This window comes from Natronosalvus caseinilyticus, from assembly GCF_017357105.1.
Classification (GTDB): domain Archaea; phylum Halobacteriota; class Halobacteria; order Halobacteriales; family Natrialbaceae; genus Natronosalvus; species Natronosalvus caseinilyticus.
Genome location: NZ_CP071596.1, coordinates 1902152 through 1923331, shown reverse-complemented (window position 1 = coordinate 1923331; position 21180 = coordinate 1902152). Strand labels below are relative to the sequence as shown.

Below are 21180 nucleotides of genomic sequence, written 5' to 3'. Positions count from 1 at the left end.
GTATCGATCTGCTGAGCGATTACTCGTCGAGCACGACGCTCGAGTCGTCGCGGGGCCGATACTCGAGTTCGTGCATCGTCTCGGCCAGCGACAGGAAGCGGTCCGCGTTGTTCGAGACGCCGTGGGCGGTGATAGCGTGGGTCGAGAGCGAGGCCGAGACCGTCGCTTCGAGAAGGCGCCAGCAATCGGCGGGGCTGAGCCACATCGCACGGGCGTAACGCTCGCCGGAGCCGTCGCGTTCGTCGCAGATTTCGCGTAATTCCTCCTCGTCCAGGAGCCAGCCGATTCGCAAGTTCACGACCTCGAGGCCGTGTCTGCGGGCGTAGTACTCGCCCATCGCCTCCCCGAAGACCTTCGTCACGCCGTAGTAACTGTCGGGGCTGGGCGGGTCGTCGGGGCGGACGACGCGCGGATCGCCTCCGGTGGTCTCGACCCTCGTCGGGTCCACGACGTTCTCGCCGTTGACGGCGTGGTTCGAACTCGCGAAGATCACTCGCTCGAGGTCGTTCTCGAGGGCAGCCTCAAACGCGTTGTACACGCCGTCGATATTCGGCCCCTCCAGGTCGTCCCACTCGGCCCTGGGGGAGGGGTTCGCGGCGAGGTGGATCAGCACGTTCGCGCCCTCGAGCGCGTTCGAGAAGGCGTCGCGGTCGGCGATCTCGAGCGTCTCGCTGTCGATGTCCTCGTGTTCGCTGTGGCTGAAGAGGCGACAGTCGTACGCCGACAGGGCCTCGATTGCCTCTCGACCAACCCGTCCGGAGGCGCCGGTAATGGCCACTGTCCGATCGGTCGATCCGTGGTGGTCCGCCATAGACGGCTGCACCACGCTGAGCCCAAAATAGGTCCGGGCGGCGCGTGCCGGTCTTGGCGGGCTCGGAGGCTGGGCTCGGAACGGGGCGGACTCGAAGCCTATCGCGTCAGCCCGACCAGACGAGTCCGTAGAGGAACACGAACATGAAGTAGATCAGAAACACCGAGACGGCCGCCTTCGCGTGGAAGGTGAACAGGTCGAACTCCTCGTCCTCGCGGGCCTCCTCGAACGCCTCGCGCTCAGCGTCGCTGCAAACGTCGTCGTGAGCGAGACCCACGTGATACGTGAGGAGTTCCTCGGTCTGGAGCGGGCGAGCGCAGTAGGGACAGCTCAGTGCCGGTCCCTCCTCGGGCACGTCGTACTCGGGTTCGGTGACGGGCTCCGCGTGCATCTACGCTTGCGTAGGGTGCGGTCGAAAAAGTGTCTGCCGGTTCTCCAGAACAGGAGACTGCTCGAGTAACCGCACTGTACCTCGACGGCCGAATGAGTATCGTGGAAGCTCAGGCGGGAACGAACGGCGCACTCGTCGTCGGCAGCGAGACGAGGTACAAGCTGATCATCGTGAAGACGATCATGACGACGATGAACGGATACTGGCTCCGGATCGCCTGGAGCTTCCCGGGGAACAACTCGATCGAGACCGCGTGGGCGATCCACACGGCGAGCACGTGCCCGATCAGGATGCCGGCGATCTCGACGTAGCCGAACCAGGAGGTGAGCGCCAGCTGGGTCGGATTCGCACTCGGGTTCAGCGGCGCACTCAGTGCCTCGAGCAGGGCCGGCCACAGCGAGATGGAAAAGCCGATGTAGTGAGCGAAGTGGTAGCCGGCGGCGATGGCCAGCAGCGGCGGCGCGTACCTGATCGCGAGGTATCGCCGGGAGAGATACGTCTCCGCTCTCGAGCGAGTCAGTCCGGCCGCGGTCCAGTAGACCCACCAGCAGAGGGCGTACCCTCCGACCAGCAACAGGAGATAGACCAGTTGCGGCGGCAGGCCGATTCCGACCAGCACTTCGATCACCGTGACGCCCGGCGGGGTGACGATGAAGCCGCTGAACGTCAGTTCCCAGACCAACACGAGCACGAACCCGACCACCGAGAGGTCCGTTACCACGTCGTCGTCGCTCAATCTCGCGCCCGGCCAGCGAAGCGAGAGGCCGTCGTCGGTTCGCTGGATTGGTGCGACCGAGCCGTAGAGGCGAAACCAGACCGACAGCGGATCGCCTCGCTCGAACCAGGTCGACGACCCGAACGCGACCGCGCCGGCCACCGTCAGCACCGAGTAGACGAGGATGATCGTCGTCAGCAGCCGCGGACTCGAGATGACGGGGGCGACGACTTCGAGCCAGACGAACACCAGGAGGGCGCCGACGGCCGGCCAGGAACCGAGCGAGGACGGGTACGTGCGGTCGAGCGTCGGGAGGACGCTCGCGATCCGTCGCCAGGGATTGAGGGTGGGCCACGGATCGCCCACCGTGTAGGCGACCGTCGTCAGGATGGCACGAACGACGACGAACGAGAGGAGCACCGTGGCGCTGGTCAGGCCGATCCCCTGCGGGCCGACGATCCCCACGACGATCATTCCGAGAAGGACGCCGACGCCGACCGTCCCGCCGATGATCGAGGCGGCGCGAGCGAGCGTCCGGTTCGAGAGGCCCACGTGCTGATCGTGGGCGTGTGCGAGGAACTCCCGATCGGTGACCAGCATCGTCAACAGCGCGGAGACGCCGACGACACCCGCCCCAGTCGCGAGATAGAGCCACGTCGGCACGCTCACGTCGCCACGGCTCTGGGTCAAGCCAGAGGCGATGTTGCTCGCGGAGACGACGCCCGTTACGAGCGCGACGGCGAGCAGGGCCAGCCCCGCGACGATTCCCGTTCGGCGAGCGGCGACCGATCGCCCAGTCATTGGTCGACTCGAAGGCCCGGACGAGCATGATGGTGTCGTTGTCGGGCCGGGTTCGACCCTCGACAGTCCGGATGCTCGTCGCCGATATTGCAGTCGTCGGCTCGAGTGACCAGTGTCGACCATGCGAGCGACCTTCGCCGGTCGTACAGTCCGGCCAGTTCTGACCGTGCAACACGACCAGTTGTGAACGCGAAGCGCGACCGGTCCCAAAGGCGAACAGTCACCCGCGGAAGCGGCATGAGGAAGGTATAAGTGTGCGTCTCTCCGAACTCTCACCAATGTCGAGTGTACGAACCTACACCCTCATCTACGTCCTGTTGCTGTCGTTAGGGACGGCAAAGTTCGTGTTCTTCGAACTCCCCTGGTTTACCTACGAGTTCGCCGTGGGGGCGACGCTCTTCCTCGCCGTCATCAAGTCCCTGCTCATCGCCGGCTGGTACCAGCATCTCGTGGACGAACCGCGCTCAATCACCTACGTGATGCTCAGCGCCGTCTTCATGGTCTTCCTGCTGGCGGTCGCCGCCGGCTTCTCGATCCAGTAACGGTCGACGGCCGCGGCTGTTCGCCTCTCTGCTTTCTCGTCTGTACGGTCGCTTTCTCTCATCCCCCTCGTCCCTTCCACTCTCGGTCTCCAGACGTCACTTCACTCGAGTCGACCACGAGGACCGCATCACGTCGAGGCTACACCGGAGGCCAGACTACAGACGTATGGGGCGAATCCACGACCCGATGTATAGCCGTCCGATGAATCACAGGGTAGTCACCGCACGGACGCGCGTCCTATCAGACTGAGACTCGCCTGCTGAAACTGGATAGCACTCGAGACCGACAACCGGGGTTCGGTTCAACCCCACTCGAGGGAAAAGCGGTGTGCTGGAGAGCGATGGAAGAGCGTTCACTCTCTCGGGCGGTCGATACGGCTAGTCGAGGGAAATACGGAAAATGGGTCAGGCCTACCCCATCACGAGAAGGACGGCGACCGCGAGCAGTCCCAGGACGCCCAGGGTGAGCGCCGCGAAGGCGACGCCCATGGCCGTGTTTCCGAACCGGTCTCGAGCGGCGAAGTACGCACCGAAGAAGACGTAACCGATCAGGGCGGCGCCGCCGACGGCGAAGACGATCGGTTCGACAAGCGCCGAGTCGACGTACTCCCCTTCGCTGACGACCAGCACGGCGCCGGCCAGGAGGGCGACGGCAGTGCCGACGAAGCCGAGCGCCCAGACCACGGGTGTCTTCGCGATGGCGACGACGCGACTTTCCTCGGTAGCCGTTCGCGGCGACCACTCGGCGTACCCGCTGCGCGTTCCCGCGTGCCCACTCGGCGTCGCCCGCTGACCCATTCGGGTGATGATCGCTGCCGCACCGAGCACGATTAATCCCATCAGGAGTGTGCTTACCAGGTATATCTCTGACATCGAACCAGCTCTTAGCAGAGGCTTGTCCCTTCGCCCATATATATCCTGCAGTTGTGCTTCGGCCGGTTCGCTCGAGACTCGAAAATACGCGTCAGGCGCCGCGGCCCCGACAGATGCGTCGCTCGAGAACGAGGAGAACGGCAGGAAAAGTGAAAGGCGTGGCTACTCGCCGCCGAACATCTGGCGCATCATCGGATGCATCTCCATCAACTGCTCCTCGGCGATCTCCTCGTACAGTTTGTACGTGATCGAGACCGCGAGCAGCAGGCCGGTTCCGGAGACGGCACCGATGGTACCGAGCATATTCGCCCAGACGGCGAGCAACCCGACGAGCGCGCCGCCGATGACGGTCACCTGCGGAATGTACCGCTCCATGACCTTCTCGACGACACCCGCGTTCTGGCGGAAGCCGGGGATCTGCATCCCGGAGTTCTGGATCTGTCGAGCCGTCGCTTTCGGCCCCATGTCCGTCGTTTCGACCCAGAAGATGGCGAAGATGGCACCACCAACGACCATGAACGTCAGGTCGATGCCGATCCGCACCATGATCTGCCAGGGGTCAATTCCCGCGGGGGTCTGTCCCGTCCACCACATCCAGTCGCCCGGCGAGTAGATCGGCGCGAAGTAGTAGAAGAACCCGCCGACCGGCTGTCCGTTGGAGTAGACGCCGAGCCACCCGGGCATCGACCACTGACTCTGGAGGATCTGGCCCAGGAACTGGATGTTCGCCTGCACGGCGCGAACGAGGATCATCGGCAGGACGCTCGCGTAGATGAGCTTTACGGGGAAGCGTCCGCGAGCACCCTTTACGCGGGCGTGGCTCAGCGGGATCTCGACGCGGACGGACTCCGCGTAGACGACGATCCCGAAGATCAACAGTGTCGTCGCGAGCGCCAGCAGCTGGCCGCCGTTATTGGCGATGAACAGCGTATTGAAGCCCTCGCTACTGAGCCAGGAATTGACCGCAATCTCATCGGTGAACAGGATCTGGTACCAGCTGTAGAAGAATCCCTGGTCGGAAAGCGAGAGGAATCCCGAGACGAGTCGCTGGCTGACTCCGGCGATGATGAACAGGCCGACACCGCTGCCGACGCCCCACTTGCTGACGACCTCGTCCATGTAGAGGATGAGGATCCCGCCGATGAAGATCTGTACGAACATCAGCGTCTGCACCTCAGCCCCCGTAAGGGTGAGGCCGCCGAGCTGGAGGACGTTCACTGACGGAAGGAAGCTGCCGGCGAACACCATCGGCAGGGCCGTCAGCGCCGTCATCACGACGACGAGCAGCTTCTGCAGACCCTGGTAGAGGACCTGATCGCGCGGGTCGTTGGTGTCGAGTCCGAGCAGATTCGCCCCACCGAGCAACTGCAACACGATGCTGGCGGTGACGATTGGGCCAATACCGACCTGCAGGAGTGAGCCGTGCTCACCGGCTAAGATCGCGCGGAACTGGCCGAACAGGTCCTCGCCGCCCTGAGCGACGCCCAGGACCGCGATGTTCGTCAGGAAGAAGTACAGTACGAGAATCCCCGCCGTCCACCCCAGCTTTCGCTTGAAGGGAACGTGCCCTTCCGGGCGGCGAACGGTGGGCATTCGCGTCAAGACCGGTTCAGCGGCTTCCTTCCATCCCATGGTTAGTCCTCAGTGGCCTTGTCGGCTTCGGCTTCCGCCTCGGCTTCGTCGTTTTCCTCTGCTGCCTGTGCGCGCTCGGAGACGACCGCTTCGCCACCGGCGTCCTCGAGTTTCTCGCGGGCCGTCTCGGTGAAGGCGTCCGCCGTGATCTCGAGCGTGTTCCGGACCTGGCCGCTGCCGAGGACCTTGACGACGTCGGCCTCGTAGCCGTCCTCGACGACGTCGCGGGCGTCGATGGCGTAGCCGTCGTCGGTCTCTTCGGCGTCGCCGTCGGCGACGTAGAGGATCGCGTCCTCGTCGAGTGTCTGGACGTCGATCTCGGCGACGGTGGGCTGGGCGCCCTGTGGTCGCTTGAAGCCGTGTTTCTCTCTCGATTCGTAGTTGTGGAACTCGTGTTTGTCACGCCCGGCTTTGCCGCGGCCACCTCGGTGGCCGGCCCCGCGGCGGTTCTTGTGCGTGCCGCCGCCGTGGGTTCGCGAGCCGCGCTGACGTCGTTTCTTGCTCGTCATGGTTATCGCATCGCCGTTAGCAGGGCGTTAATCTCCTCGGTTGTATGCTTTCCGAGTTGCCCGCCGTTACCGGTCGGGTGTTTGACGCCATCGTGGCCACCCCGTGGCGGGTGCAGTCGCAGCGTCGGCGACAGCCCCTGCTCGCGAAGCGTCGTCTCCTCTGCGAGGAGGGCCTCGGCGAGGGCGGCGAAGTCGTCGTACTCGGTGTGATCGGCGATCCAGTCTGCGTCGACGTCGGACTGGCGGCCCTCGAGCGGTTCCGCTCGCTTCGCGAGCACCGTCTCGAGCACGTCGACGTCGGGTTCACCGTAGGCCACGAAGTCGTGGACCTTGGTAATCATCCCGCGGTAGGTGTCCGTGTCGGGGACGATGGTGAGGTGGTTGACCTTGTGCAGGTTCAGCATCGACAGCGTGTCGTCGACGGCCTGCTGGCGGTTGACCTCGCCGCGAATCTGGACGATAGCCTTCGCCGTCATCGTTCAGCCACCTCACGGGGGACACGCGACTGCGAGGCGTTCTCGAGCGCGTTGTAGGTCGCTTTCGCCAGGTTCACCGTCGTTCGGGTGTTGCCGTGGCTCTTCGTCCAGGCGTTCTCGATGCCGGCGAGCTCGAGCACCGCGCGCACGGTGTCGCTCGCGGCCAGGCCCAGCCCTTCGGGGGCCGGGATGAGTTCGACCTCAACGGAGCCGGCCTTGCCAGTCGTCCGACGAGTCAGCGAGTGGGGCCGATCCGATCGGTCCTCCCACGACCCGGAGCCGCGGGGCACCTGGATGAGGTTCAGCTTCGCGATACCAATTGCCTTCTGGATGGCGGCGCCGACCTGGTCCTCGCGACCCTCGGCGTAGCCGACGAAGCCGTCGCGGTTGCCGACGGCGACGACACACCGGAACTTCACCCGGCGGCCGGAGTCGGTCATCCGCTGGACCATGTTGATGTCCAGCACCTCGTCGTCCAGTCCGGGGAGGAGCTGGTCGACGAGTTCGGGCTCTTTGAGGGGAAGTCCGGAGTTGAGGGCGTCCTCCATCGTGTCGATTTCGCCCTCCTGAACGAGCTTCCCGAGTCGGGTTACGGGCTGCCACCCGTCGTCGTAGTCGTTTGCGCTCATTCTAAGATCGCCTCTCGTACGTCGTCGAAGTGTTCGGGAAGGTCAGTCGCGTCGAAGTCGCCGCTGTAAAGCGGCTCGTCGAGCTGTTCGGCGTACTCGGCGATGTGCTCACCGCGAGTACGCGACCAGTCGGCGAGGACGCTGTCGTTGTGGGGAATCTCGAGCCCCGCGTCGATCGCGCCCTCCTGGATCGCGAACACTTTGTTTCCGGGCGTCGCCTTGTTGAGGCCGATATCGAGGACGGCCTCGTCGACGCCGGCGTCTACCGCTCGCTTCCCGGCCAGCAGGCCGGTCAGGTACGCAGCCGAGAGGTTACTCGTCGGCGCGTCCCAGCCGTACTCCTCGAGGTCGCTCGAATGAGCACTGGCGAGCGTGTCGTCACCGTCAGGGCCGGGGGTGATCAGCTGCGCCGTGGCGTGCTTGTTGCTCAGGCGAGCAACGAGGCGGGGTTTCCCCGATTTCAGCAGGCGCAACCTCTGATGGTAGTCCGTCCGGACCTCACGGCGACGTCGCATCGGTACCTTGTATCGTGGTCCTGTCGCCATTATTGGTCACCGTATTCGTTGTCGATGTAGTTCAACAGGTACCGGACGCTGCGGAACTCCCCGCCGGCTGCCTTGCGATAGAGCTGGCGGTACTGCGTGGGCGTAATCTCGCCCTGGTCGCGGAGTTCGCGAAGCTTCCGGCGCTGTGCGCGAATCTTGTTGGTCCACTCTTCTTTCTGGTTCTGGCGGGCGCCCTTCTTGCCGCGGCGCTTGCCAGGCCCCTTCTTGTGGCCGTAGGAGCGCTTCTCGTTGCGTTTGCGGGCACGGCCGCGGGAGTTCCCGCGGGCGTCTTTCGCCCGGATCGTTCCGTCGTCGATCAGTTCGCGAATCTCCTCGCGCGTGATCGCCGACGCGATGTCGCCCTGGGCCTCGGGGTCGAACCAGACGCGGTTCTGCCCGACGTCGAGGACGTCCGCTGCGAGTCGCTTCTGTGAACTCAGGTCGGTCATTCGTCTTCCACCTCGACTTCGACGTAGGTCGGGTTCAGAACGCGGATTTCCGCGTCCTCGGCCTGCTCCTCGATTCGCTCGCGCTTGCGAGCGCCGACGGAGCTGGCGATACGAACGGCCTGGGTGTCGCCGTCGACACCCTCGAGGTCGTCCGTGTTCTCGACGTAGACTTCCTCGAAGCCGCTCGGGTGTTTGCCCCGAATAGCCTCGGGCGTGCGGTAGCCGGCCTGGACCTTCGCGCCCTTGCCTTTGAAGCCGCGACGCTGCTTGGAGAGGCCACCACGGGGGCGCCGCCAGGATTCCGGCGTGCGCTTTTTCTTGTGGTAGTCCTGTCGCTTGAACTGCGGTTTGCCCTCGGCGTGGCGCCGGCCGAGCAGGCGCGCCTCCTCGTCGTCGAGGTCGGGCGTCTTCTCGGTCAGCCCTCGGGGCTGCAGTTCGGTTTCGACGTCTTCGGTCTCGTCTTCTTCCTCGGCGGCTTCGTCTTCGATCTCGGCCTCCGTTTCCTCGGAGACCTCGAGGTCGCCGACGTCGGCTTTGATACGCGCAGCGAGCGCGTTACCGATGCCTTCGGCCTCGGCCAGTTCGTCCTGGTCGGCCTCTTTGACGTCCTCGATGGACTCGAACCCGGCCTCGCGGAGTGCGTCGGCCTTGCTCTCGCCGACGCCGCTGATGTCTTCGAGTTCCTGTGGTTGGTCGTCGTCAGCCATCTATCAGGCACCTCCTTTCTGTGGCTTCTGGGTGATGTAGACCCCGTCCTGAAAGACGCGGGTGTCCTTGCCTTTCACCTTGGTCAACTGTTCGATGTCGGCGGCGGTCTGGCCGACGTGCTCCTTGTTCGGGCCGGAGAGCGTCAGCGCTTCGCCGTCGACGTTCACTTTGGTGTCGCCGTGGATGGTCGTTCGTCGCGGTGCTTTCTCGCCGAGGAAGTTCTCGATGACGACCTCGTCGCCTTCGACGCGGACCTGCATCGGGAAGTGAGAGTAGAAGACTTCCATCTCGTACTCCCATCCCTCGGTCACACCGTGGAAGGCGTTTCGAACGTGGCTCTCGAAGGTACCGACGGTCGCGTTCGTTTTCGCGTTCTCCGTCTCGCTCTCGATGACCACGCGGTCGTCGTCGACGTCGACGGTGACGTCGGGGTACCAGAGGCGGCGGGTAACGCTGCCTTCCGGGCCCTCGATCGTCACGTCGAGGTGATCGACCTCGGCGGTTACGTCGTCTGGGATGTCCAGTTCGGTTCGCATTGTTAGTAGACGTACGCGATCACCTGGCCACCGATGCCCTGCTCTCGAGCCTCGTAGTGGCTCATGATTCCTTCACTCGTCGTCACGACGAGCGCGCCGAAGTCTCGAGCCGGGAGGAATCGCTTCTCCCACTTCTCGAATTCGTCGGCCTTGACGGAATATCGGGGCTTGACGGGGCCGCACTTGTTGATCGCTCCTTTCAATTCGACCTCGAACGTGCCGGCTTTGCCGTCGTCGACGAACTCGAAGCCGTCGATGTACCCGCGGTCGTAGAAGACCTCGAGGACGCTGCCGATGACGTTGGAGGCGGGTTCTACCTCGTGGCTCAGGTGTCCGACGCTCTCGGCATTGTCGATGCCCGACAGCGCGTTACTGAGTGGATCGTTCCCGGTCATTTGTACTTCTTGAATCCCATGTCGCGGGCGATCTCGCGGAAACACTGCCGGCACAGGTTGATGTCGTACTTGCCGACCAGTCCCTGCTTGCGACCACAGCGCTGACAGGCCGCTTCCTGTCCCGTGCGCTTGGCGGCGTGCTCGCCCGTCTCTTCGTTTTCAGTCTCGGTTTCGCTTTCACTCATCGTCTGGCACCTCCACGTCCACGTCGTAACTCGACTCGAGGTACGCGATGGCGTCCTCGGGTGTCAGCCGGTGTCGCGACGGGATCGCCTGGGTCGCTTTGGCTCGCTTCGTGACGCGATAGCCCGGTCGGACCAGGTTGACCGTCACGTCCAGGCCGTAGATCCCGACGTTCGGGTCGTACTCCTGGCTCGGGAACTCGGTGTGTTCAGCGACGCCAAAGCTGAAGTTTCCGGTCTGGTCGAACTGCGACGCCGAAAGATCCGCGAGAGGCAGCGCCGTCTCGAGGAAGTCCTCGGCGTCGTCACCGCGAAGGGTGACCTTCGTGCCGATCGGGTCGCCCTGGCGGATGCCGAACTCGGGTTCGGTCGCCTTTGCCAGGGTTCGGACGCTCTGCTGGCTGGTGATCTCCTCGATGATGTCCTCGGCGCGTCCGAGGTCGCGTCCGCCGCGGCCGACGCCCATGTGGACGACGACTTTCTCGACGCGGGGTTCGCGCATCTCGTGGAAGTCGGCCTCGCCGGCTTCACTTTCGCTCATTCGTCGTCACCTCCGCTCGCCGTCTCCGAGGAGTCGTCGTCGACGAAGTTCTCGTCGATGACGAACACGTACTCCTCGACGGTCTCGAACTCGCCGTCGTCGGTTTCGACCGTGACGATGTTCGAGCCGCTTCCGAGGGTCACGTCGATGTCGACGAGTTCGCCGATCTTCCCGCCGTGGTTGCCGCTGACGGCGGTGACCAGCGCACCCTCTTCGTAGGGGAAGTGTGCAACGACCGACTTGTCCTCATTGTCGACGACGACCGAGTCGTTCGTGCTGTACTCCTCGTCGACGACGACGTTCGTACCGTCGTGGAGCGAGAGCTGCGTCTCGCCGCCTTTGACCTGCTGTTTGCCGACGACCTTGCCGAGACGGCTGTCTGCGGCATCGGCGTCGATTTCGGTCAGCGAGAGGCGGCCGCCCTCGTCGGGGAAGACGCGGTAGTACTCCTCGCGTCCGGGGAAGCCGACGATGTCGAACATCCCGATGGGACGCTTCTCGTCGTTGATCGGCTCGCCGTTGACCAGGATCGCGTCCTGGGAGAGGGCGTAGCGGGCTTCCTTCTTCGAGTCGACGTAGCCGAGGACGTCCCGTAGGACGATGACCAGCGGGACGCCGGCTTCGCCGTGGGGGCCGGCGCGCGCTTTGACGGTGAAGACGTCGGTCTTGCGCTCGACCGGCCACGATTTCGGTACCGAGAGTCGTTTCTGATGGTTGCTCATTCGCTATCACCTTCCAGGCGCGCCTCGCGACGCTCGTCCGAGAGGTCGAGGTCCACGATCCGGACGTTCGACGTGTCGAGCGGTCGGGCGACTTCCTCGCCGTCTGCCGTCTCGACCGTCACGTCCTCGACGTGGATCACGGCCTCGTCGAGGTCGACGCGCAGGACCTCGCCTTCGTCGCCGGCGAAGTCACCGCGCATGACCTCGACGCGGTCGCCCGCGTTGACGCGGGTGCGACGCACGTCGTACTCCTCGCGAAGATCGTCGGAGAGCGTGGCGTGAACCTGCTTGTGCTTCTGGTGAAGCGGCGCCTGCTCAGTCTGGGTTCGTTGTTTGCGTGGTTGTTTACTCATAGTCTATCCTATACGATCATCGTCGCCGTGCTGGCGATTGCACCGAAGCGCTCCGCGACCTCGCGGGCGATGGGTCCCTTGATCTCGGTGCCTCGCGGCTCCTCGTTCTCGTCGACGATGACGGCGGCGTTGTCCTCGAACTTCAGGCGCGTCCCGTCCGGCCGGCGGATCGACTTCCGCTGGCGAACGACGACGGCCTCGAGGACCTGGCGTCGCATCTCGGGGGTACCCTTCGTCACGGAGACCGTGACTTTGTCACCGAGACCCGCCTTCGGCTGGCGGTTCTTGGTTCCGTGGTAGCCCGCGACGCTGATGATCTTCAACTCGCGCGCGCCGGAGTTGTCGGCACAGGTCACGAGCGAGCCCTTCTTCAGGCCCTGCGTGACGTCGGCTTTCATTGCCTCCATCAGGCATCACCCTCGTTGGCTTCGTCCTCGTCGCCGGAACCGCCAGCTAAATCTTCGGCCGACAGCTGCGGGTCGTGTTCCTCCTCCAGCGTCAACTCGGCGACGTCGACGGCGGTCGCTTCCTGGGTTACTTCGACGACCACGTGCGATTTCGTCTTCGACAGTGGTCGGGTCTCTGCGATCTTGACCGTATCGCCGACCGAGAGCGGCTCGAGCACGCCCGGCACGTGTGCCGGAATGCGCGAGCGACGTTTCATTTGACGGTCGTACTTCGGAACCGTCACGTCGTACTCTCGCTCGACGACTACGGTCTTGTCCATGTCCGTCGAGACGACGGTGCCGACGAGGATCTGACCTCGGACCGGCAGGTCGCCGTAGAACGGACACGTCTCGTAGTCGTACTCCTCCGGGTTTTCGGGTTCCGGAGGCCTTTCAACATCTAGTCCTATTGCCATGGTGAGTCACCTTTCGTTTCGGTGCGTCGGGCAGGTCGTGAGAGCAGTCGCGATCCATCGACCGTAACGTAGGCTACGTCCTCGCCAGCAGCGTGCCCGCTGGCACGGTCGCCGACGCTGTCACCGTCGGCGCAGTCTGCCGGAGAATCGGCAGGTTGTGTATCGGCCAGTTTGGACGTAGTCCCCGGAGACTTCTCGTCTCCGGCGGCTTCATCTGTGATCGCGAATTCGAATACCGAGCCCGATTTCGGCACGGTGAGCACCCGGGACGTCCCGTTCTCGCGAACTTCTATCGAGAGGGTCTTCGTCGTCTCGAGGACGACTCGTCCCTCGATACCCACGCGGCCGGCGTCGTCGCTATCGACGACCCGGACCGGCAGGCCGTTGAGTTCGTGTCGCGGGAGCGTTTCGGGTGTCAGTGCCATCGTGTATCGATTATTCCTCGTCGGTGTCGTCGAAGTCGCCCTCTTCACGCTGGATCGTCTTGACCCGCGCGATGGTCCGCTTGAGTTCGCCGATTTCGCCCGGGTTCTCCGGAGCGCCACCGGCGGCGAGGACCGCGTTGGCGTTCAGCAGTTCCGTCTCGAGGTCCTCGAGTTCGGACTGCCGTTCGGCGGGCGTCATGTCGCGGATTTCCTCGTTGTGGAGGATCGCCATCAGGCGTCACCTCCCTCGTCTGTTTCGTCGTCTTCGGCTTCGGCTTCGGCTTCGTCGCCCTCGTCCTCGGCCTCCATCTCCGCGACGAGATCCTCGGCTTCCGCCTCGATATCCTCGTCGAGCTCGTCGAGTTCCTCCTCGACGTCCTCGGCGTCTTCGGAACCGACCGCCGCCTCCGATTCGCCGGCGTCGGTCTCTTCTTCGGCGACTTCTTCCTCGAGAACCTCCTCGACGACCTCTTCGTCGATCTCGGCCTCGTCGGCGGGTGCCGGTTCGCCGCCTTCAGCGTCCGTTTCGCCTTCGTCGGCCTCGGCCTCGGTCTCATCTTCCTCGGGTTCACCCTCGAGCAATTCCTCGACGCCCTCGGCCTCGTTGGCCTCGACGGCATCGGGGACGACTTCCGCTGGATCGAGGTCGTCGTGGATGCGGAAGTCGTCGGGGAGCTCGGCTCCCGGCGGGATGATCTTGACCGTCACGCCGATCGTGCCGAGCTTCATGACCGCGACGCCCTGGCCGGTGTCGACGATCTCCTCGGCGGGTTCGCCGTTGTGCTTGATGTAGCCGCGGTTGAACTTCTCGACGCGCGAGCGCGCACCCGTGACCTTTCCGGCGAGGACGATCTCGGCACCGAGAGCGCCCGCGTCCATGATCCGGTCGATCGTCGTGTGACCGGCCTTCCGGAAGTACCAGCCACGCTCGAGGGCGTTGGCCAGTCGGTCCGCGACGATCCGCGCGTTGAGGTCGGGTTCGTCGACCTCCTGGACGTCGATCTGGGGGTCATCGAGGTTGAACTTCTCCTCGAGAGCCGTCGTGACCTTCCGGATGTTCTCGCCGCCTTTGCCGATGACCATCCCCGGCTTCTCGGCCTTGAGGACGATCTGGGTGCCCATCGGCGTCTTGGCGACGTCCATGCCACCGTAGCCCGCGCGGCCGAGTTCTTCCTCGAAGAACTCGTCGATCTGGGACCGCTGCAGGCCGTTCTCGATGAATTCGTGTTCGTCTGCCATTAGTCGTCACCTTCTGCGTCCGCGTCCGCGACGACGATTTCGACGTCGACCTGCGGGGTATTCCAGGCGGAGGCCCGGCCCATCGCACGCGGTTTGCGCCCAACGGACTCGCCGACCTTGTGGGCGGCGCAGTGGGCGATCTCCATCGACCCGCCGTCGAAGCCCTGGTGGTCGGCGTTGGCCGCCACGTTCTCGAGCAGTTCGAGGAACGCCTTGCTGGCCTTCTCGGGGTAGCGACCGGCGTCCCAGCCGTCGATGTCCGATCGGTGGCCGACGCCGGAGTTGTGCGACCGGAACGGAACCGAGCGCTCGCCCTCGACGACCGCCTCGAGGTACTCGACGGCATCGTCGACCGTTCGACCCTTGATCTCGCGGGCGATCTCCTTGCTGTGCTTGTGGCTCATGTGACGCTCCCGGAGCATCGCTTTCGCGGTGGTGTCCGGGTCGGCGTCGACTGAGTAGTTGATTCCCATGCGATGATCACTTCAGTGGGACGAACTTCGACGATCGGGTCGCGCCGATACCGGCCTGTCCGTGCGTGACGGACGATCGGGTGAGCTGGAACTCACCGAGGTAGTGGCCGATCATCTCGGGCTCGATCCGAACGCGCTCGAAGCTCTGTCCGGTGTAGACGGCGAAGGTCAGCCCGACGAACTCCGGCAGCACCGGCATGTTGCGCAGGTGCGTCCGGATCGGCGAGTTGGCCGTCTCCTGTTCGTCTTTCTCACGGGCCTTCTCGAGCAGCTTCTCCTGCTCGACCGAGAGCCCGCGCACGATACTCCGTCGCTGTCGTGCCGGAAGCACGTCAGCGACCTCCTCGAGCTCCATCTCCTGGAGCTCCTCGAGCGTGTGACCGCGGTAGGTAAACTCTTCACCTTCGCGGCCGGTTCGGTACTCCTGACTCATTTGTTTCCACCTCGACCGGTTCGCCGGGAGGCGATGTCACCGACTTTCCGTCCCGGCGGTGCGTTCTTCGAGACGGATTTGGGGCGACCGGGGTGCTGACGGCCACCGCCACCGAAGGGGTGGTCGACGGCGTTCATGGCGACCCCGCGGACGCGCGGCCACTTGATCCCGCGGGCGCGCATCTTGTGGTACTTCTTTCCTGCCTTGACGAACGGCTTCTCCGTGCGGCCGCCACCGGCGACGACGCCGATGGTGGCGCGACACTGTGGATCGAGCCGCTTGACTTCGCCACTTGGCAGCTGAACGACCGCAGCCTTGCGGTCGTGGGTGATGAGGTCCGCGTTGACGCCGGAGGCGCGGGCGAACTTGCCGCCGTCGCCCGGCTTGGCCTCGACGTTACAGACCGGGACCCCCTCGGGAATCTCCGCGAGTGGGAGCGTGTTCCCGGGCTTGATCTCGGCGCTGACGCCAACCTGGATCTCCTCGCCGACGGCGACGCCCTCGGGAACGAGGATCAGGCGCTGTTCGCCGTCGTCGAACTCGACGGCCGCGATCGGCGCCGAGCGGGCCGGGTCGTGCTCGATGCTGACGACCTCGCCCGAGACCACGTCGGTGTCCTCGAGCTTCTTGTGCTCGAGATTCGCCTTGTATCGGTGCGACGGGGCACGGAACGTCGGCGACCCGCGTCCTCGACGCTGGCCGAAGATTCGTCGTCCCATGCTCAGAACACCCCGATTCGTGAGGCGACTTCCTGGGCGTCGTCGTCCTCGCCCAGCGTCACCGTTGCCTTCTTCGTGCCGTCCATGGTGATCTGTGTGTTCACGTTCGCGACCTCGACGTCGAAGCGCTCCTCGATGGCGTCCCGAATCTCGGGTTTCGAGGCGTCGACGTGCACGAGGAACTGGAGCTTGTTCTCGAAGTCCATGTCGTTCATGGCCTTCTCGGTGACGAGCGGGTACTCGATGATCGAACTCATCGGTCTGCCACCTCCTCGAGGGCGCTCTCGGTCCAGACGGTCAGTCGACCGGCCTGGGTGCCCGGTGCGAGGTCCTCGGCGTTGACCTCGGCGGCGGTCGCCACGTCCGCGCCCGCGAGGTTGCGGGCGGCACGCGAGGGACCGGTCTCGCTCGAGGTCACGAAGAGGATCGACTTGGGCTCTTTGTGCTTGCGACCGCGGAGTTTACCCTGCCCTGAGCGGACGCTGCGTCCGTCGTCGGCGCGCTGGATGTCCGCGTCGACCCCGGCGGCCCCGAGAAAGGAGACGACCTCCTTCGTCTTCACGAGGTCCTCGAAGTCGTCGCCGACGACCAGCGGCAGGTCGGCGTCGTCGTCGAAGGCGTGTCCGCGTTCGGCGACGAGCTCGGCGTCGGCCGTCGCGGCGATGGCGCTCCGGATCGCGAGTTTGCGCTCTTTCTTGTTGATCGATTCGCCCTGGTCCTTCTCGGCCTTCGGCGGGTGGGCCCGTCGTCCCTTGACGGCCTGGGGAACGCGGCGGGCGCGTCCGTTCTGCCGGGGTACGTGGGCCATCCCGCGACCGCTACCGAACGATTCGGCGGGGGTTCGCATGCCGGCGAACTCGTCGGCACCGTAGGCCTGTTTTCGGTTTGCCTGTGCGACGCGGACCGCGCGGGCGATCAGGTCCGGGCGGTACTCCGTCTCGAAGACCGCCGGGAGCTCGACCTCCCCCGCGTCTGCGCCGTCCAGGTCTCGTACTGTTGCGTTCATGTGTTGCTAGTTCACCCCTGGTTGGATGCGGTGGAGACGTAGCGCACCTCGGGATCGAGACGCGGCTGGTCTCCGGGTCGAATCGCCGGGCGAAAGCGCACGAGGCGCTTGTTCGGCCCGGGGAGCGAGCCCTTGATCAACGCGTGCGGGCCGTCGACCTCGCCGTAGTTGACGAAGCCGCCGTCGACCGTCGCGTCGTCGCCGTCGCCGATGTCGACGAGGCGCTTGTTGAGCTCGGTCCGCTGGTGGTACCCGGTCTGACCCTGCTGGGGGACCGTCGAGCGGACGCGGCTCGGGTTCCAGGGACCGAGGTTCCCGATGCGGCGGCGCCATCCCTGCCGGGCGTGCTTGCCCTTGCGCTTCTGGACGCCCCATCGCTTGACGGGACCCTGGGTACCTTTCCCCTTGGTGACGCCGCTGGCGTCGACGTACTCGCCGGCGCGGAACACGTCGTTCATGACGTGCTCGCCGCCCTCGGCGATCGTCTCGAGCGCGAAGTCGACGCGCTCCTCGACGGAGCCGCCGCCGACGCGCGTCTCCATGACGTCGGGTTTCTTCTTGGGAACCGAGGGGATCGAACCAGGGACGGTGTGGGTGATGACGCGAACGTCGTCGACCCGACCGGCCTCGAGTTCCTCGCGGAACTCGTCTTCGGCGGCCTCGGCGTCGTACTCGTCGCCGGGGACGTCGAGGACGCGCTCGAGTTCGTCGACGAACTCGGTGGTCCAGACCTCGGTGATCGGTTGCTGTCCATACGGTGTGTTCTCGTACGCACGCAGGGCGACGGCGCGCATCGGCGGCGTCTCCACGATGGTCACGGGAACGGTCTGTTCCATTCCCTCGGTCGGCGAGTTAGCGGTGTCGTCGACCATAACCACGTGGGTCATGCCGGCCTTGTAGCCCGCGAAGCCCTGGAGCGTTGGCTGTCCGTCGTCGTCCGGCCACGAGGAAAAGCGTGGGACCTCGCTGGTCGCCCGCTTTCGTGGGCCGAACCCGAGTGAGCCTTTGCGTGGTGCGTTTGGTTGTGGCATTCTATCACGCTCTCAGTGAGAGGGGAGCGAGGGTGGCGAACAGAGCCTCCTCCGTTCGCACGACCGCGCTCCCCTGGTTCGGAACCGTATTGAGCCAGAGGTCGAACCCCGTTTCCGTGCGCAGATCGCTGGGTTCGACGTTTGCGTCGTCCTCGGTATCGGCGTAAGCGGCCTCGACGGCCCCCTGGTCGATACCGAGGATGTCCGGCAACCCTCTCTCGGGTGCGCCGAAGGCGACGGTCATCCCGTCCCGTTCGACGCGTCCGGCCAGCGTCTCGAGGCGTCCCACGGTGAGCGGTTCACCGTATCGGGAGGCCGCGATGCGAACGCCGGCGTCCTCACGGCCGAGTGCTGCCGGGAGGTCCGTCCGCTCGACGGCGAATCCCGGTGGGGATTCGTCGACGAGTTTCGCCCGGACCGGTCGTCGCGAAGAGATCCTGACGGTCACGCGCTCCCCCTCGTCGACCTCCATTCCGGGAGGTGTGTTGAGGGAGATCGGGTGTTGCAGTCCGCAATTGACCCGGACGCGCCCTTCAGGTCCGACCTCGGTCACGATTCCTTGTCTTGTCGACCCCGAACCGTTCGATTCGGAGCCGGTCTGTGACGGGGCACGGAGCGGCGGTAAGACGCCCACGGCCTCCAGTTCGTCCCGCTTGCCCCAGGCCTCCTTTCGAAGGTAGGGGGGCGTCGCGGCGTACCGCAAGACGGTTTCGACGAACCCGTCGCCAAATCGCCCGTCGTCGCCCCCTGGATCGGGGTAGACGATCAGGCGATCGGCCCGGAAGATGGTCGCCGCACGGGCGACGTACCCGAGTTTGCGAGTGGCCTCGCGTTTGTCCTCGGCTTCCCGGCTGAGTGACGACGGCACGAGCACGCTGACGGTCATACCGCGACTTCGGCGCCTCGTCACTAGACTGTAGCGATGTGTTACGGACAGTGTCTTAAAAGGGTAGCGGATTCGATTCCGGGCTGTGAGGGGTTCGCAGGGCCAAATTCGTGACACTCGGGCACACAAAATGGTCGCGATAACGCGGCAATCGCTACCGGGTTCGGCGGGCTTAGCGAAAGGGAAAGGATGGTCCTTTTCCGTGAAACGGTTGGATTTTTTTCATTATAGCCTCCATTAAGAAGGTACCCGGCGGCAGACGGTGACCCAATGCAACCGTCATCTCGACGCAAGCTGTTGGCTGCACTGGGCGCAGGCTCGGCATCGTTCGCTGGCTGTCTGGACATGATCCCCGGCGGCGATCCGAGAGACGGGAACGGAAACGGAAACGGAACCTCAGGCAACGGCAACGGAAACGGCGACAGCGATCGAACCGGGAACGGCGACGACGAGGGCAGCATCGAGTGGCCTGCAATCGACACCGGCGAAGCCATCGACACCTTCGAGAACCTCGAGCACTGGCGGACGACGGAAGGGACGATCGAGGCCGCACCCGACGAGGCCAGAACCGGATCACAGGCGGCGGTCCTCGAGGGCGACTCGAGTCAGGTCGTCGCCACGACGGCCTTCCCGGATCGACTCGATCTCGACGGGTACGATGTCTCGCTAGCAGTCAAAGTTGAGTCAGCCAATCGAGTCGCCCTCGAAGTTGAAACCGGCAACCGCGACAACCGACTGAAGAGCATCCGCGTGGTCCCTGGCGGGTACGAAGGCTGGCTTCGCATCGACTTCGGGTACGGCCAGAAGTACGGTGAACTCGACCTCCCGAACGTCACCCGGCTAAACATCATCGGGTACGGACCCGAGGACGGACCCACACGACTCGTGATCGACGACCTCCGGAGGACACAGGGCGTCGACAACGGCAAGGCCATCCTGGCGTTCTACGGCGGCCACCGTACCCAGTACGAGCGCGCCGCGCCGATGCTCGAGGAGCGCGGCTGGTCGGCAGCGGTCGCCGTCGACCCCGAACAGATCGGTGGGCGCAGCCAGATGACGCTCGAGCAACTCGAGGAACTGCAGGACCAGGGCTGGGACGTCTGTGCGTATCCCGTGAGTCAGGGTGCGCTTCCGGAGATGCCCATCGACCGCCAGAAGCGCGTCCTCGAAGTCACCCGAACCGCACTCGAAGAGCGGGGCTTCGAAAAGGGCGCCCGGCACTTCGTCGTCCCGGACGATCGGATGACCCAGGAGACCCACGAGGCCCTCCGCGAGCACTACGAGTCAGGGCTACTGTTTGGCGGCGGACCAACCAGCGGCAATCCGACCTCCATTCACACCCTCCCTCAGATCTGGGGGCCGGCTCTTCACGAGGGGGTCCGCCGTCACATCAACAACGTCGACCAGTGGAACCAGCTCTCCATCCTTCGCATTCCGCGCATCGTCGAGGGTGAGTCGACGTCGAGCAGCATGTCGGTCGACGACCTCGAGCACCTGCTCAACCACATCGAACAGCGCGGGGTCGACGTCGTGACGCTGTCGGACGTGGTCGACGGCAACTTGGGTGGCGATGGCGACGGCAACGATGGCGAAGAAGACGAAGCCACCGAACGACCGGAGGGAACGATCTTCGATAGCGGCCGGTCGCTCTCGTTCGACGGCGACGGCTCGACGACGTCGGACTCGTTCGACCTCTCCGAGGGAATCCTCGTGGGAGACGTCTCGGCCGACGGCGAGTTCGTCGCCAGACTCCAGTCGAGCGACGACAACCTGGCCGACGACCTGCTGGTACAGACCGCCGGCGGCGCGGACGGCGAATCGATGATGGTCGTCGGCGGGGGCTCTTACGAACTCGATGTCGAAGCCGACGGCGAGTGGGAGATCAGTCTCGACCAGCCCGAAGTTCACGCCGATGACCTGACGGACGTCCCGAACTCGGCGTCCGGATCGGGGCCGTCGTTCGTTGGCCCGCTGTGGACCGAAAACGATCTCAGCCTCCAGGTCACTCACGGCGGGGACGGGATGTTCATCGTGGACGGCTGGGGAGCCGACGGTAGCTGGGAACAGCTGGTCAAACAGAGCGGGGAGTTCGACGGATCCCGGTCGTACGCCGCCGCCAACGTCTGCTGGATCGACGTCGAGGCCGACGGCGACTGGTCGCTCGAGATCGAGTGAGCCGACGCCGTGGCCACCGGCCTCGAGACACTTATCGAGTCGATAAACCGCCGGCCGGGCCCGCGGTGTGAGTCGTGCAGTCGTAGCCCATACCCCTCCCGATTCGCAACCCTTATACACC

31 protein-coding genes are annotated in these 21180 nt (G+C 64.9%); 2 read left to right on the top strand and 29 right to left on the bottom strand.

What is annotated here, in order from left to right:
- Positions 1-19 precede the first annotated feature (19 nt).
- The 3 genes from J1N60_RS09370 to J1N60_RS09360 form a co-directional block, all read right to left on the bottom strand.
- On the bottom strand, positions 20-811 hold the full coding sequence (locus tag J1N60_RS09370) for an NAD-dependent epimerase/dehydratase family protein (protein ID WP_312912452.1): 792 nt from the start codon (positions 809-811) through the stop codon (positions 20-22).
- A gap of 106 nt (positions 812-917) precedes the next feature.
- Positions 918-1202 carry a DUF7410 domain-containing protein gene (locus J1N60_RS09365; protein WP_312912451.1) on the bottom strand — a complete coding sequence of 95 codons (285 nt, stop codon included), beginning with the start codon at positions 1200-1202 and terminating at the stop codon, positions 918-920.
- Between the two features lie 109 nt (positions 1203-1311).
- Complete coding sequence (locus J1N60_RS09360) at positions 1312-2718, bottom strand: hypothetical protein (protein ID WP_312912450.1); 1407 nt, start codon at positions 2716-2718, stop codon at positions 1312-1314.
- A 278-nt stretch (positions 2719-2996) separates the two neighbouring features.
- On the opposite strand from J1N60_RS09360, the gene J1N60_RS09355 reads away from it, so the two are divergent.
- The gene (locus J1N60_RS09355; protein WP_312912449.1) at positions 2997-3260 is read left to right on the top strand and encodes a cytochrome C oxidase subunit IV family protein; all 264 of its coding nucleotides are present in this window, start codon (positions 2997-2999) and stop codon (positions 3258-3260) included.
- A gap of 411 nt (positions 3261-3671) precedes the next feature.
- Here J1N60_RS09355 and J1N60_RS09350 read toward each other — a convergent pair whose 3' ends face one another.
- The 26 genes from J1N60_RS09350 to J1N60_RS09225 all read right to left on the bottom strand — a co-directional run bounded on the left by J1N60_RS09350 (position 3672) and on the right by J1N60_RS09225 (position 18884).
- Positions 3672-4133: a hypothetical protein gene (locus J1N60_RS09350; RefSeq protein WP_312912448.1), complete on the bottom strand. Its 462-nt coding sequence runs from the start codon at positions 4131-4133 to the stop codon at positions 3672-3674.
- A gap of 162 nt (positions 4134-4295) precedes the next feature.
- Positions 4296-5765, bottom strand: a complete 1470-nt coding sequence (secY, locus tag J1N60_RS09345; RefSeq protein ID WP_312912447.1) for a preprotein translocase subunit SecY — start codon at positions 5763-5765, stop codon at positions 4296-4298.
- Between the two features lie 2 nt (positions 5766-5767).
- Positions 5768-6274 (bottom strand): uL15m family ribosomal protein, encoded by a 507-nt coding sequence (locus J1N60_RS09340; protein WP_312912446.1) that lies wholly within the window; start codon positions 6272-6274, stop codon positions 5768-5770.
- Between the two features lie 2 nt (positions 6275-6276).
- Positions 6277-6750 carry a 50S ribosomal protein L30 gene (locus tag J1N60_RS09335; protein WP_312912445.1) on the bottom strand — a complete coding sequence of 158 codons (474 nt, stop codon included), beginning with the start codon at positions 6748-6750 and terminating at the stop codon, positions 6277-6279.
- Positions 6747-7379: a 30S ribosomal protein S5 gene (locus J1N60_RS09330; RefSeq protein ID WP_312912444.1), complete on the bottom strand. Its 633-nt coding sequence runs from the start codon at positions 7377-7379 to the stop codon at positions 6747-6749. Before J1N60_RS09330 ends, J1N60_RS09335 begins: the two co-directional genes overlap by 4 nt.
- Positions 7376-7924 carry a 50S ribosomal protein L18 gene (locus tag J1N60_RS09325; RefSeq protein WP_253434022.1) on the bottom strand — a complete coding sequence of 183 codons (549 nt, stop codon included), beginning with the start codon at positions 7922-7924 and terminating at the stop codon, positions 7376-7378. The genes J1N60_RS09330 and J1N60_RS09325 overlap by 4 nt, the downstream gene beginning before the upstream one ends.
- Positions 7924-8373 (bottom strand): 50S ribosomal protein L19e, encoded by a 450-nt coding sequence (locus tag J1N60_RS09320; RefSeq protein WP_253434020.1) that lies wholly within the window; start codon positions 8371-8373, stop codon positions 7924-7926. The genes J1N60_RS09325 and J1N60_RS09320 overlap by 1 nt, the downstream gene beginning before the upstream one ends.
- Positions 8370-9080, bottom strand: coding sequence for a 50S ribosomal protein L32e (locus J1N60_RS09315; protein ID WP_312912443.1), 711 nt, complete (start codon positions 9078-9080; stop codon positions 8370-8372). Before J1N60_RS09315 ends, J1N60_RS09320 begins: the two co-directional genes overlap by 4 nt.
- A 3-nt stretch (positions 9081-9083) precedes the next feature.
- Positions 9084-9617: a 50S ribosomal protein L6 gene (locus J1N60_RS09310; protein WP_312912442.1), complete on the bottom strand. Its 534-nt coding sequence runs from the start codon at positions 9615-9617 to the stop codon at positions 9084-9086.
- A gap of 2 nt (positions 9618-9619) precedes the next feature.
- Positions 9620-10012, bottom strand: a complete 393-nt coding sequence (locus J1N60_RS09305) for a 30S ribosomal protein S8 (protein WP_254160199.1) — start codon at positions 10010-10012, stop codon at positions 9620-9622.
- Positions 10009-10197: a 30S ribosomal protein S14 gene (locus J1N60_RS09300; RefSeq protein ID WP_312912441.1), complete on the bottom strand. Its 189-nt coding sequence runs from the start codon at positions 10195-10197 to the stop codon at positions 10009-10011. Before J1N60_RS09300 ends, J1N60_RS09305 begins: the two co-directional genes overlap by 4 nt.
- Positions 10190-10735 (bottom strand): 50S ribosomal protein L5, encoded by a 546-nt coding sequence (locus J1N60_RS09295; protein WP_312912440.1) that lies wholly within the window; start codon positions 10733-10735, stop codon positions 10190-10192. The genes J1N60_RS09300 and J1N60_RS09295 overlap by 8 nt, the downstream gene beginning before the upstream one ends.
- Complete coding sequence (locus J1N60_RS09290) at positions 10732-11457, bottom strand: 30S ribosomal protein S4e (protein ID WP_312912439.1); 726 nt, start codon at positions 11455-11457, stop codon at positions 10732-10734. The genes J1N60_RS09295 and J1N60_RS09290 overlap by 4 nt, the downstream gene beginning before the upstream one ends.
- Complete coding sequence (rplX, locus tag J1N60_RS09285) at positions 11454-11810, bottom strand: 50S ribosomal protein L24 (RefSeq protein ID WP_312912438.1); 357 nt, start codon at positions 11808-11810, stop codon at positions 11454-11456. Before rplX ends, J1N60_RS09290 begins: the two co-directional genes overlap by 4 nt.
- Before the next feature lie 8 nt (positions 11811-11818).
- Positions 11819-12217 (bottom strand): 50S ribosomal protein L14, encoded by a 399-nt coding sequence (locus tag J1N60_RS09280; RefSeq protein WP_253433997.1) that lies wholly within the window; start codon positions 12215-12217, stop codon positions 11819-11821.
- The gene (locus J1N60_RS09275) at positions 12217-12672 is read right to left on the bottom strand and encodes a 30S ribosomal protein S17 (protein WP_312912437.1); all 456 of its coding nucleotides are present in this window, start codon (positions 12670-12672) and stop codon (positions 12217-12219) included. Before J1N60_RS09275 ends, J1N60_RS09280 begins: the two co-directional genes overlap by 1 nt.
- Entirely contained in the window at positions 12663-13097 is a 435-nt protein-coding gene (locus J1N60_RS09270; protein ID WP_312912436.1) for a ribonuclease P protein component 1, read from the bottom strand. Before J1N60_RS09270 ends, J1N60_RS09275 begins: the two co-directional genes overlap by 10 nt.
- 10 nt (positions 13098-13107) lie before the next feature.
- Positions 13108-13329 carry a 50S ribosomal protein L29 gene (rpmC, locus tag J1N60_RS09265; protein ID WP_312912435.1) on the bottom strand — a complete coding sequence of 74 codons (222 nt, stop codon included), beginning with the start codon at positions 13327-13329 and terminating at the stop codon, positions 13108-13110.
- Entirely contained in the window at positions 13329-14336 is a 1008-nt protein-coding gene (locus J1N60_RS09260; protein ID WP_312912434.1) for a 30S ribosomal protein S3, read from the bottom strand. Before J1N60_RS09260 ends, rpmC begins: the two co-directional genes overlap by 1 nt.
- Positions 14336-14809, bottom strand: a complete 474-nt coding sequence (locus J1N60_RS09255) for a 50S ribosomal protein L22 (protein WP_312912433.1) — start codon at positions 14807-14809, stop codon at positions 14336-14338. The genes J1N60_RS09260 and J1N60_RS09255 overlap by 1 nt, the downstream gene beginning before the upstream one ends.
- A 7-nt stretch (positions 14810-14816) precedes the next feature.
- Complete coding sequence (locus J1N60_RS09250) at positions 14817-15242, bottom strand: 30S ribosomal protein S19 (RefSeq protein ID WP_312912432.1); 426 nt, start codon at positions 15240-15242, stop codon at positions 14817-14819.
- Positions 15239-15961, bottom strand: coding sequence for a 50S ribosomal protein L2 (locus J1N60_RS09245; RefSeq protein WP_312912431.1), 723 nt, complete (start codon positions 15959-15961; stop codon positions 15239-15241). The genes J1N60_RS09250 and J1N60_RS09245 overlap by 4 nt, the downstream gene beginning before the upstream one ends.
- Positions 15962-15963: 2 nt before the next feature.
- Complete coding sequence (locus J1N60_RS09240) at positions 15964-16218, bottom strand: 50S ribosomal protein L23 (protein ID WP_312912430.1); 255 nt, start codon at positions 16216-16218, stop codon at positions 15964-15966.
- Positions 16215-16967, bottom strand: coding sequence for a 50S ribosomal protein L4 (gene rpl4p / locus J1N60_RS09235; protein WP_312912429.1), 753 nt, complete (start codon positions 16965-16967; stop codon positions 16215-16217). Before rpl4p ends, J1N60_RS09240 begins: the two co-directional genes overlap by 4 nt.
- An 11-nt stretch (positions 16968-16978) precedes the next feature.
- The gene (locus tag J1N60_RS09230) at positions 16979-17998 is read right to left on the bottom strand and encodes a 50S ribosomal protein L3 (RefSeq protein WP_312912428.1); all 1020 of its coding nucleotides are present in this window, start codon (positions 17996-17998) and stop codon (positions 16979-16981) included.
- Between the two features lie 4 nt (positions 17999-18002).
- Positions 18003-18884, bottom strand: coding sequence for an RNA methyltransferase (locus J1N60_RS09225; protein ID WP_312912427.1), 882 nt, complete (start codon positions 18882-18884; stop codon positions 18003-18005).
- A 270-nt stretch (positions 18885-19154) separates the two neighbouring features.
- Between J1N60_RS09225 and J1N60_RS09220 the strand changes: the two genes are divergently transcribed.
- Positions 19155-21059 carry a polysaccharide deacetylase family protein gene (locus J1N60_RS09220; RefSeq protein ID WP_312912426.1) on the top strand — a complete coding sequence of 635 codons (1905 nt, stop codon included), beginning with the start codon at positions 19155-19157 and terminating at the stop codon, positions 21057-21059.
- The last annotated feature ends 121 nt before the right edge of the window (positions 21060-21180 follow it).

What these genes read in the sequence shown, in the direction of transcription:
- J1N60_RS09315 (WP_312912443.1), bottom strand. Translation starts at nt 9,080, where the DNA reads ATGGCTGACGACGACCAACCACAGGAACTCGAAGACATCAGCGGCGTC.
- J1N60_RS09365 (WP_312912451.1), bottom strand. Translation starts at nt 1,202, where the DNA reads ATGCACGCGGAGCCCGTCACCGAACCCGAGTACGACGTGCCCGAGGAG.
- J1N60_RS09360 (WP_312912450.1), bottom strand. Translation starts at nt 2,718, where the DNA reads ATGACTGGGCGATCGGTCGCCGCTCGCCGAACGGGAATCGTCGCGGGG.
- J1N60_RS09240 (WP_312912430.1), bottom strand. Translation starts at nt 16,218, where the DNA reads ATGAGTTCGATCATCGAGTACCCGCTCGTCACCGAGAAGGCCATGAAC.
- secY (WP_312912447.1), bottom strand. Translation starts at nt 5,765, where the DNA reads ATGGGATGGAAGGAAGCCGCTGAACCGGTCTTGACGCGAATGCCCACC.
- rpmC (WP_312912435.1), bottom strand. Translation starts at nt 13,329, where the DNA reads ATGGCGATCCTCCACAACGAGGAAATCCGCGACATGACGCCCGCCGAA.
- J1N60_RS09350 (WP_312912448.1), bottom strand. Translation starts at nt 4,133, where the DNA reads ATGTCAGAGATATACCTGGTAAGCACACTCCTGATGGGATTAATCGTG.
- J1N60_RS09275 (WP_312912437.1), bottom strand. Translation starts at nt 12,672, where the DNA reads ATGGCAATAGGACTAGATGTTGAAAGGCCTCCGGAACCCGAAAACCCG.
- rpl4p (WP_312912429.1), bottom strand. Translation starts at nt 16,967, where the DNA reads ATGAACGCAACAGTACGAGACCTGGACGGCGCAGACGCGGGGGAGGTC.
- J1N60_RS09220 (WP_312912426.1), top strand. Translation starts at nt 19,155, where the DNA reads ATGCAACCGTCATCTCGACGCAAGCTGTTGGCTGCACTGGGCGCAGGC.
- J1N60_RS09300 (WP_312912441.1), bottom strand. Translation starts at nt 10,197, where the DNA reads ATGAGTGAAAGCGAAACCGAGACTGAAAACGAAGAGACGGGCGAGCAC.
- J1N60_RS09290 (WP_312912439.1), bottom strand. Translation starts at nt 11,457, where the DNA reads ATGAGCAACCATCAGAAACGACTCTCGGTACCGAAATCGTGGCCGGTC.
- J1N60_RS09355 (WP_312912449.1), top strand. Translation starts at nt 2,997, where the DNA reads ATGTCGAGTGTACGAACCTACACCCTCATCTACGTCCTGTTGCTGTCG.
- J1N60_RS09270 (WP_312912436.1), bottom strand. Translation starts at nt 13,097, where the DNA reads ATGGCACTGACACCCGAAACGCTCCCGCGACACGAACTCAACGGCCTG.
- J1N60_RS09330 (WP_312912444.1), bottom strand. Translation starts at nt 7,379, where the DNA reads ATGAGCGCAAACGACTACGACGACGGGTGGCAGCCCGTAACCCGACTC.
- J1N60_RS09260 (WP_312912434.1), bottom strand. Translation starts at nt 14,336, where the DNA reads ATGGCAGACGAACACGAATTCATCGAGAACGGCCTGCAGCGGTCCCAG.
- J1N60_RS09370 (WP_312912452.1), bottom strand. Translation starts at nt 811, where the DNA reads ATGGCGGACCACCACGGATCGACCGATCGGACAGTGGCCATTACCGGC.
- J1N60_RS09340 (WP_312912446.1), bottom strand. Translation starts at nt 6,274, where the DNA reads ATGACGAGCAAGAAACGACGTCAGCGCGGCTCGCGAACCCACGGCGGC.
- J1N60_RS09325 (WP_253434022.1), bottom strand. Translation starts at nt 7,924, where the DNA reads ATGGCGACAGGACCACGATACAAGGTACCGATGCGACGTCGCCGTGAG.
- rplX (WP_312912438.1), bottom strand. Translation starts at nt 11,810, where the DNA reads ATGAGTAAACAACCACGCAAACAACGAACCCAGACTGAGCAGGCGCCG.
- J1N60_RS09250 (WP_312912432.1), bottom strand. Translation starts at nt 15,242, where the DNA reads ATGAGTCAGGAGTACCGAACCGGCCGCGAAGGTGAAGAGTTTACCTAC.
- J1N60_RS09310 (WP_312912442.1), bottom strand. Translation starts at nt 9,617, where the DNA reads ATGCGAACCGAACTGGACATCCCAGACGACGTAACCGCCGAGGTCGAT.
- J1N60_RS09230 (WP_312912428.1), bottom strand. Translation starts at nt 17,998, where the DNA reads ATGCCACAACCAAACGCACCACGCAAAGGCTCACTCGGGTTCGGCCCA.
- J1N60_RS09320 (WP_253434020.1), bottom strand. Translation starts at nt 8,373, where the DNA reads ATGACCGACCTGAGTTCACAGAAGCGACTCGCAGCGGACGTCCTCGAC.
- J1N60_RS09305 (WP_254160199.1), bottom strand. Translation starts at nt 10,012, where the DNA reads ATGACCGGGAACGATCCACTCAGTAACGCGCTGTCGGGCATCGACAAT.
- J1N60_RS09335 (WP_312912445.1), bottom strand. Translation starts at nt 6,750, where the DNA reads ATGACGGCGAAGGCTATCGTCCAGATTCGCGGCGAGGTCAACCGCCAG.
- J1N60_RS09245 (WP_312912431.1), bottom strand. Translation starts at nt 15,961, where the DNA reads ATGGGACGACGAATCTTCGGCCAGCGTCGAGGACGCGGGTCGCCGACG.
- J1N60_RS09255 (WP_312912433.1), bottom strand. Translation starts at nt 14,809, where the DNA reads ATGGGAATCAACTACTCAGTCGACGCCGACCCGGACACCACCGCGAAA.
- J1N60_RS09225 (WP_312912427.1), bottom strand. Translation starts at nt 18,884, where the DNA reads ATGACCGTCAGCGTGCTCGTGCCGTCGTCACTCAGCCGGGAAGCCGAG.
- J1N60_RS09280 (WP_253433997.1), bottom strand. Translation starts at nt 12,217, where the DNA reads ATGGAGGCAATGAAAGCCGACGTCACGCAGGGCCTGAAGAAGGGCTCG.
- J1N60_RS09295 (WP_312912440.1), bottom strand. Translation starts at nt 10,735, where the DNA reads ATGAGCGAAAGTGAAGCCGGCGAGGCCGACTTCCACGAGATGCGCGAA.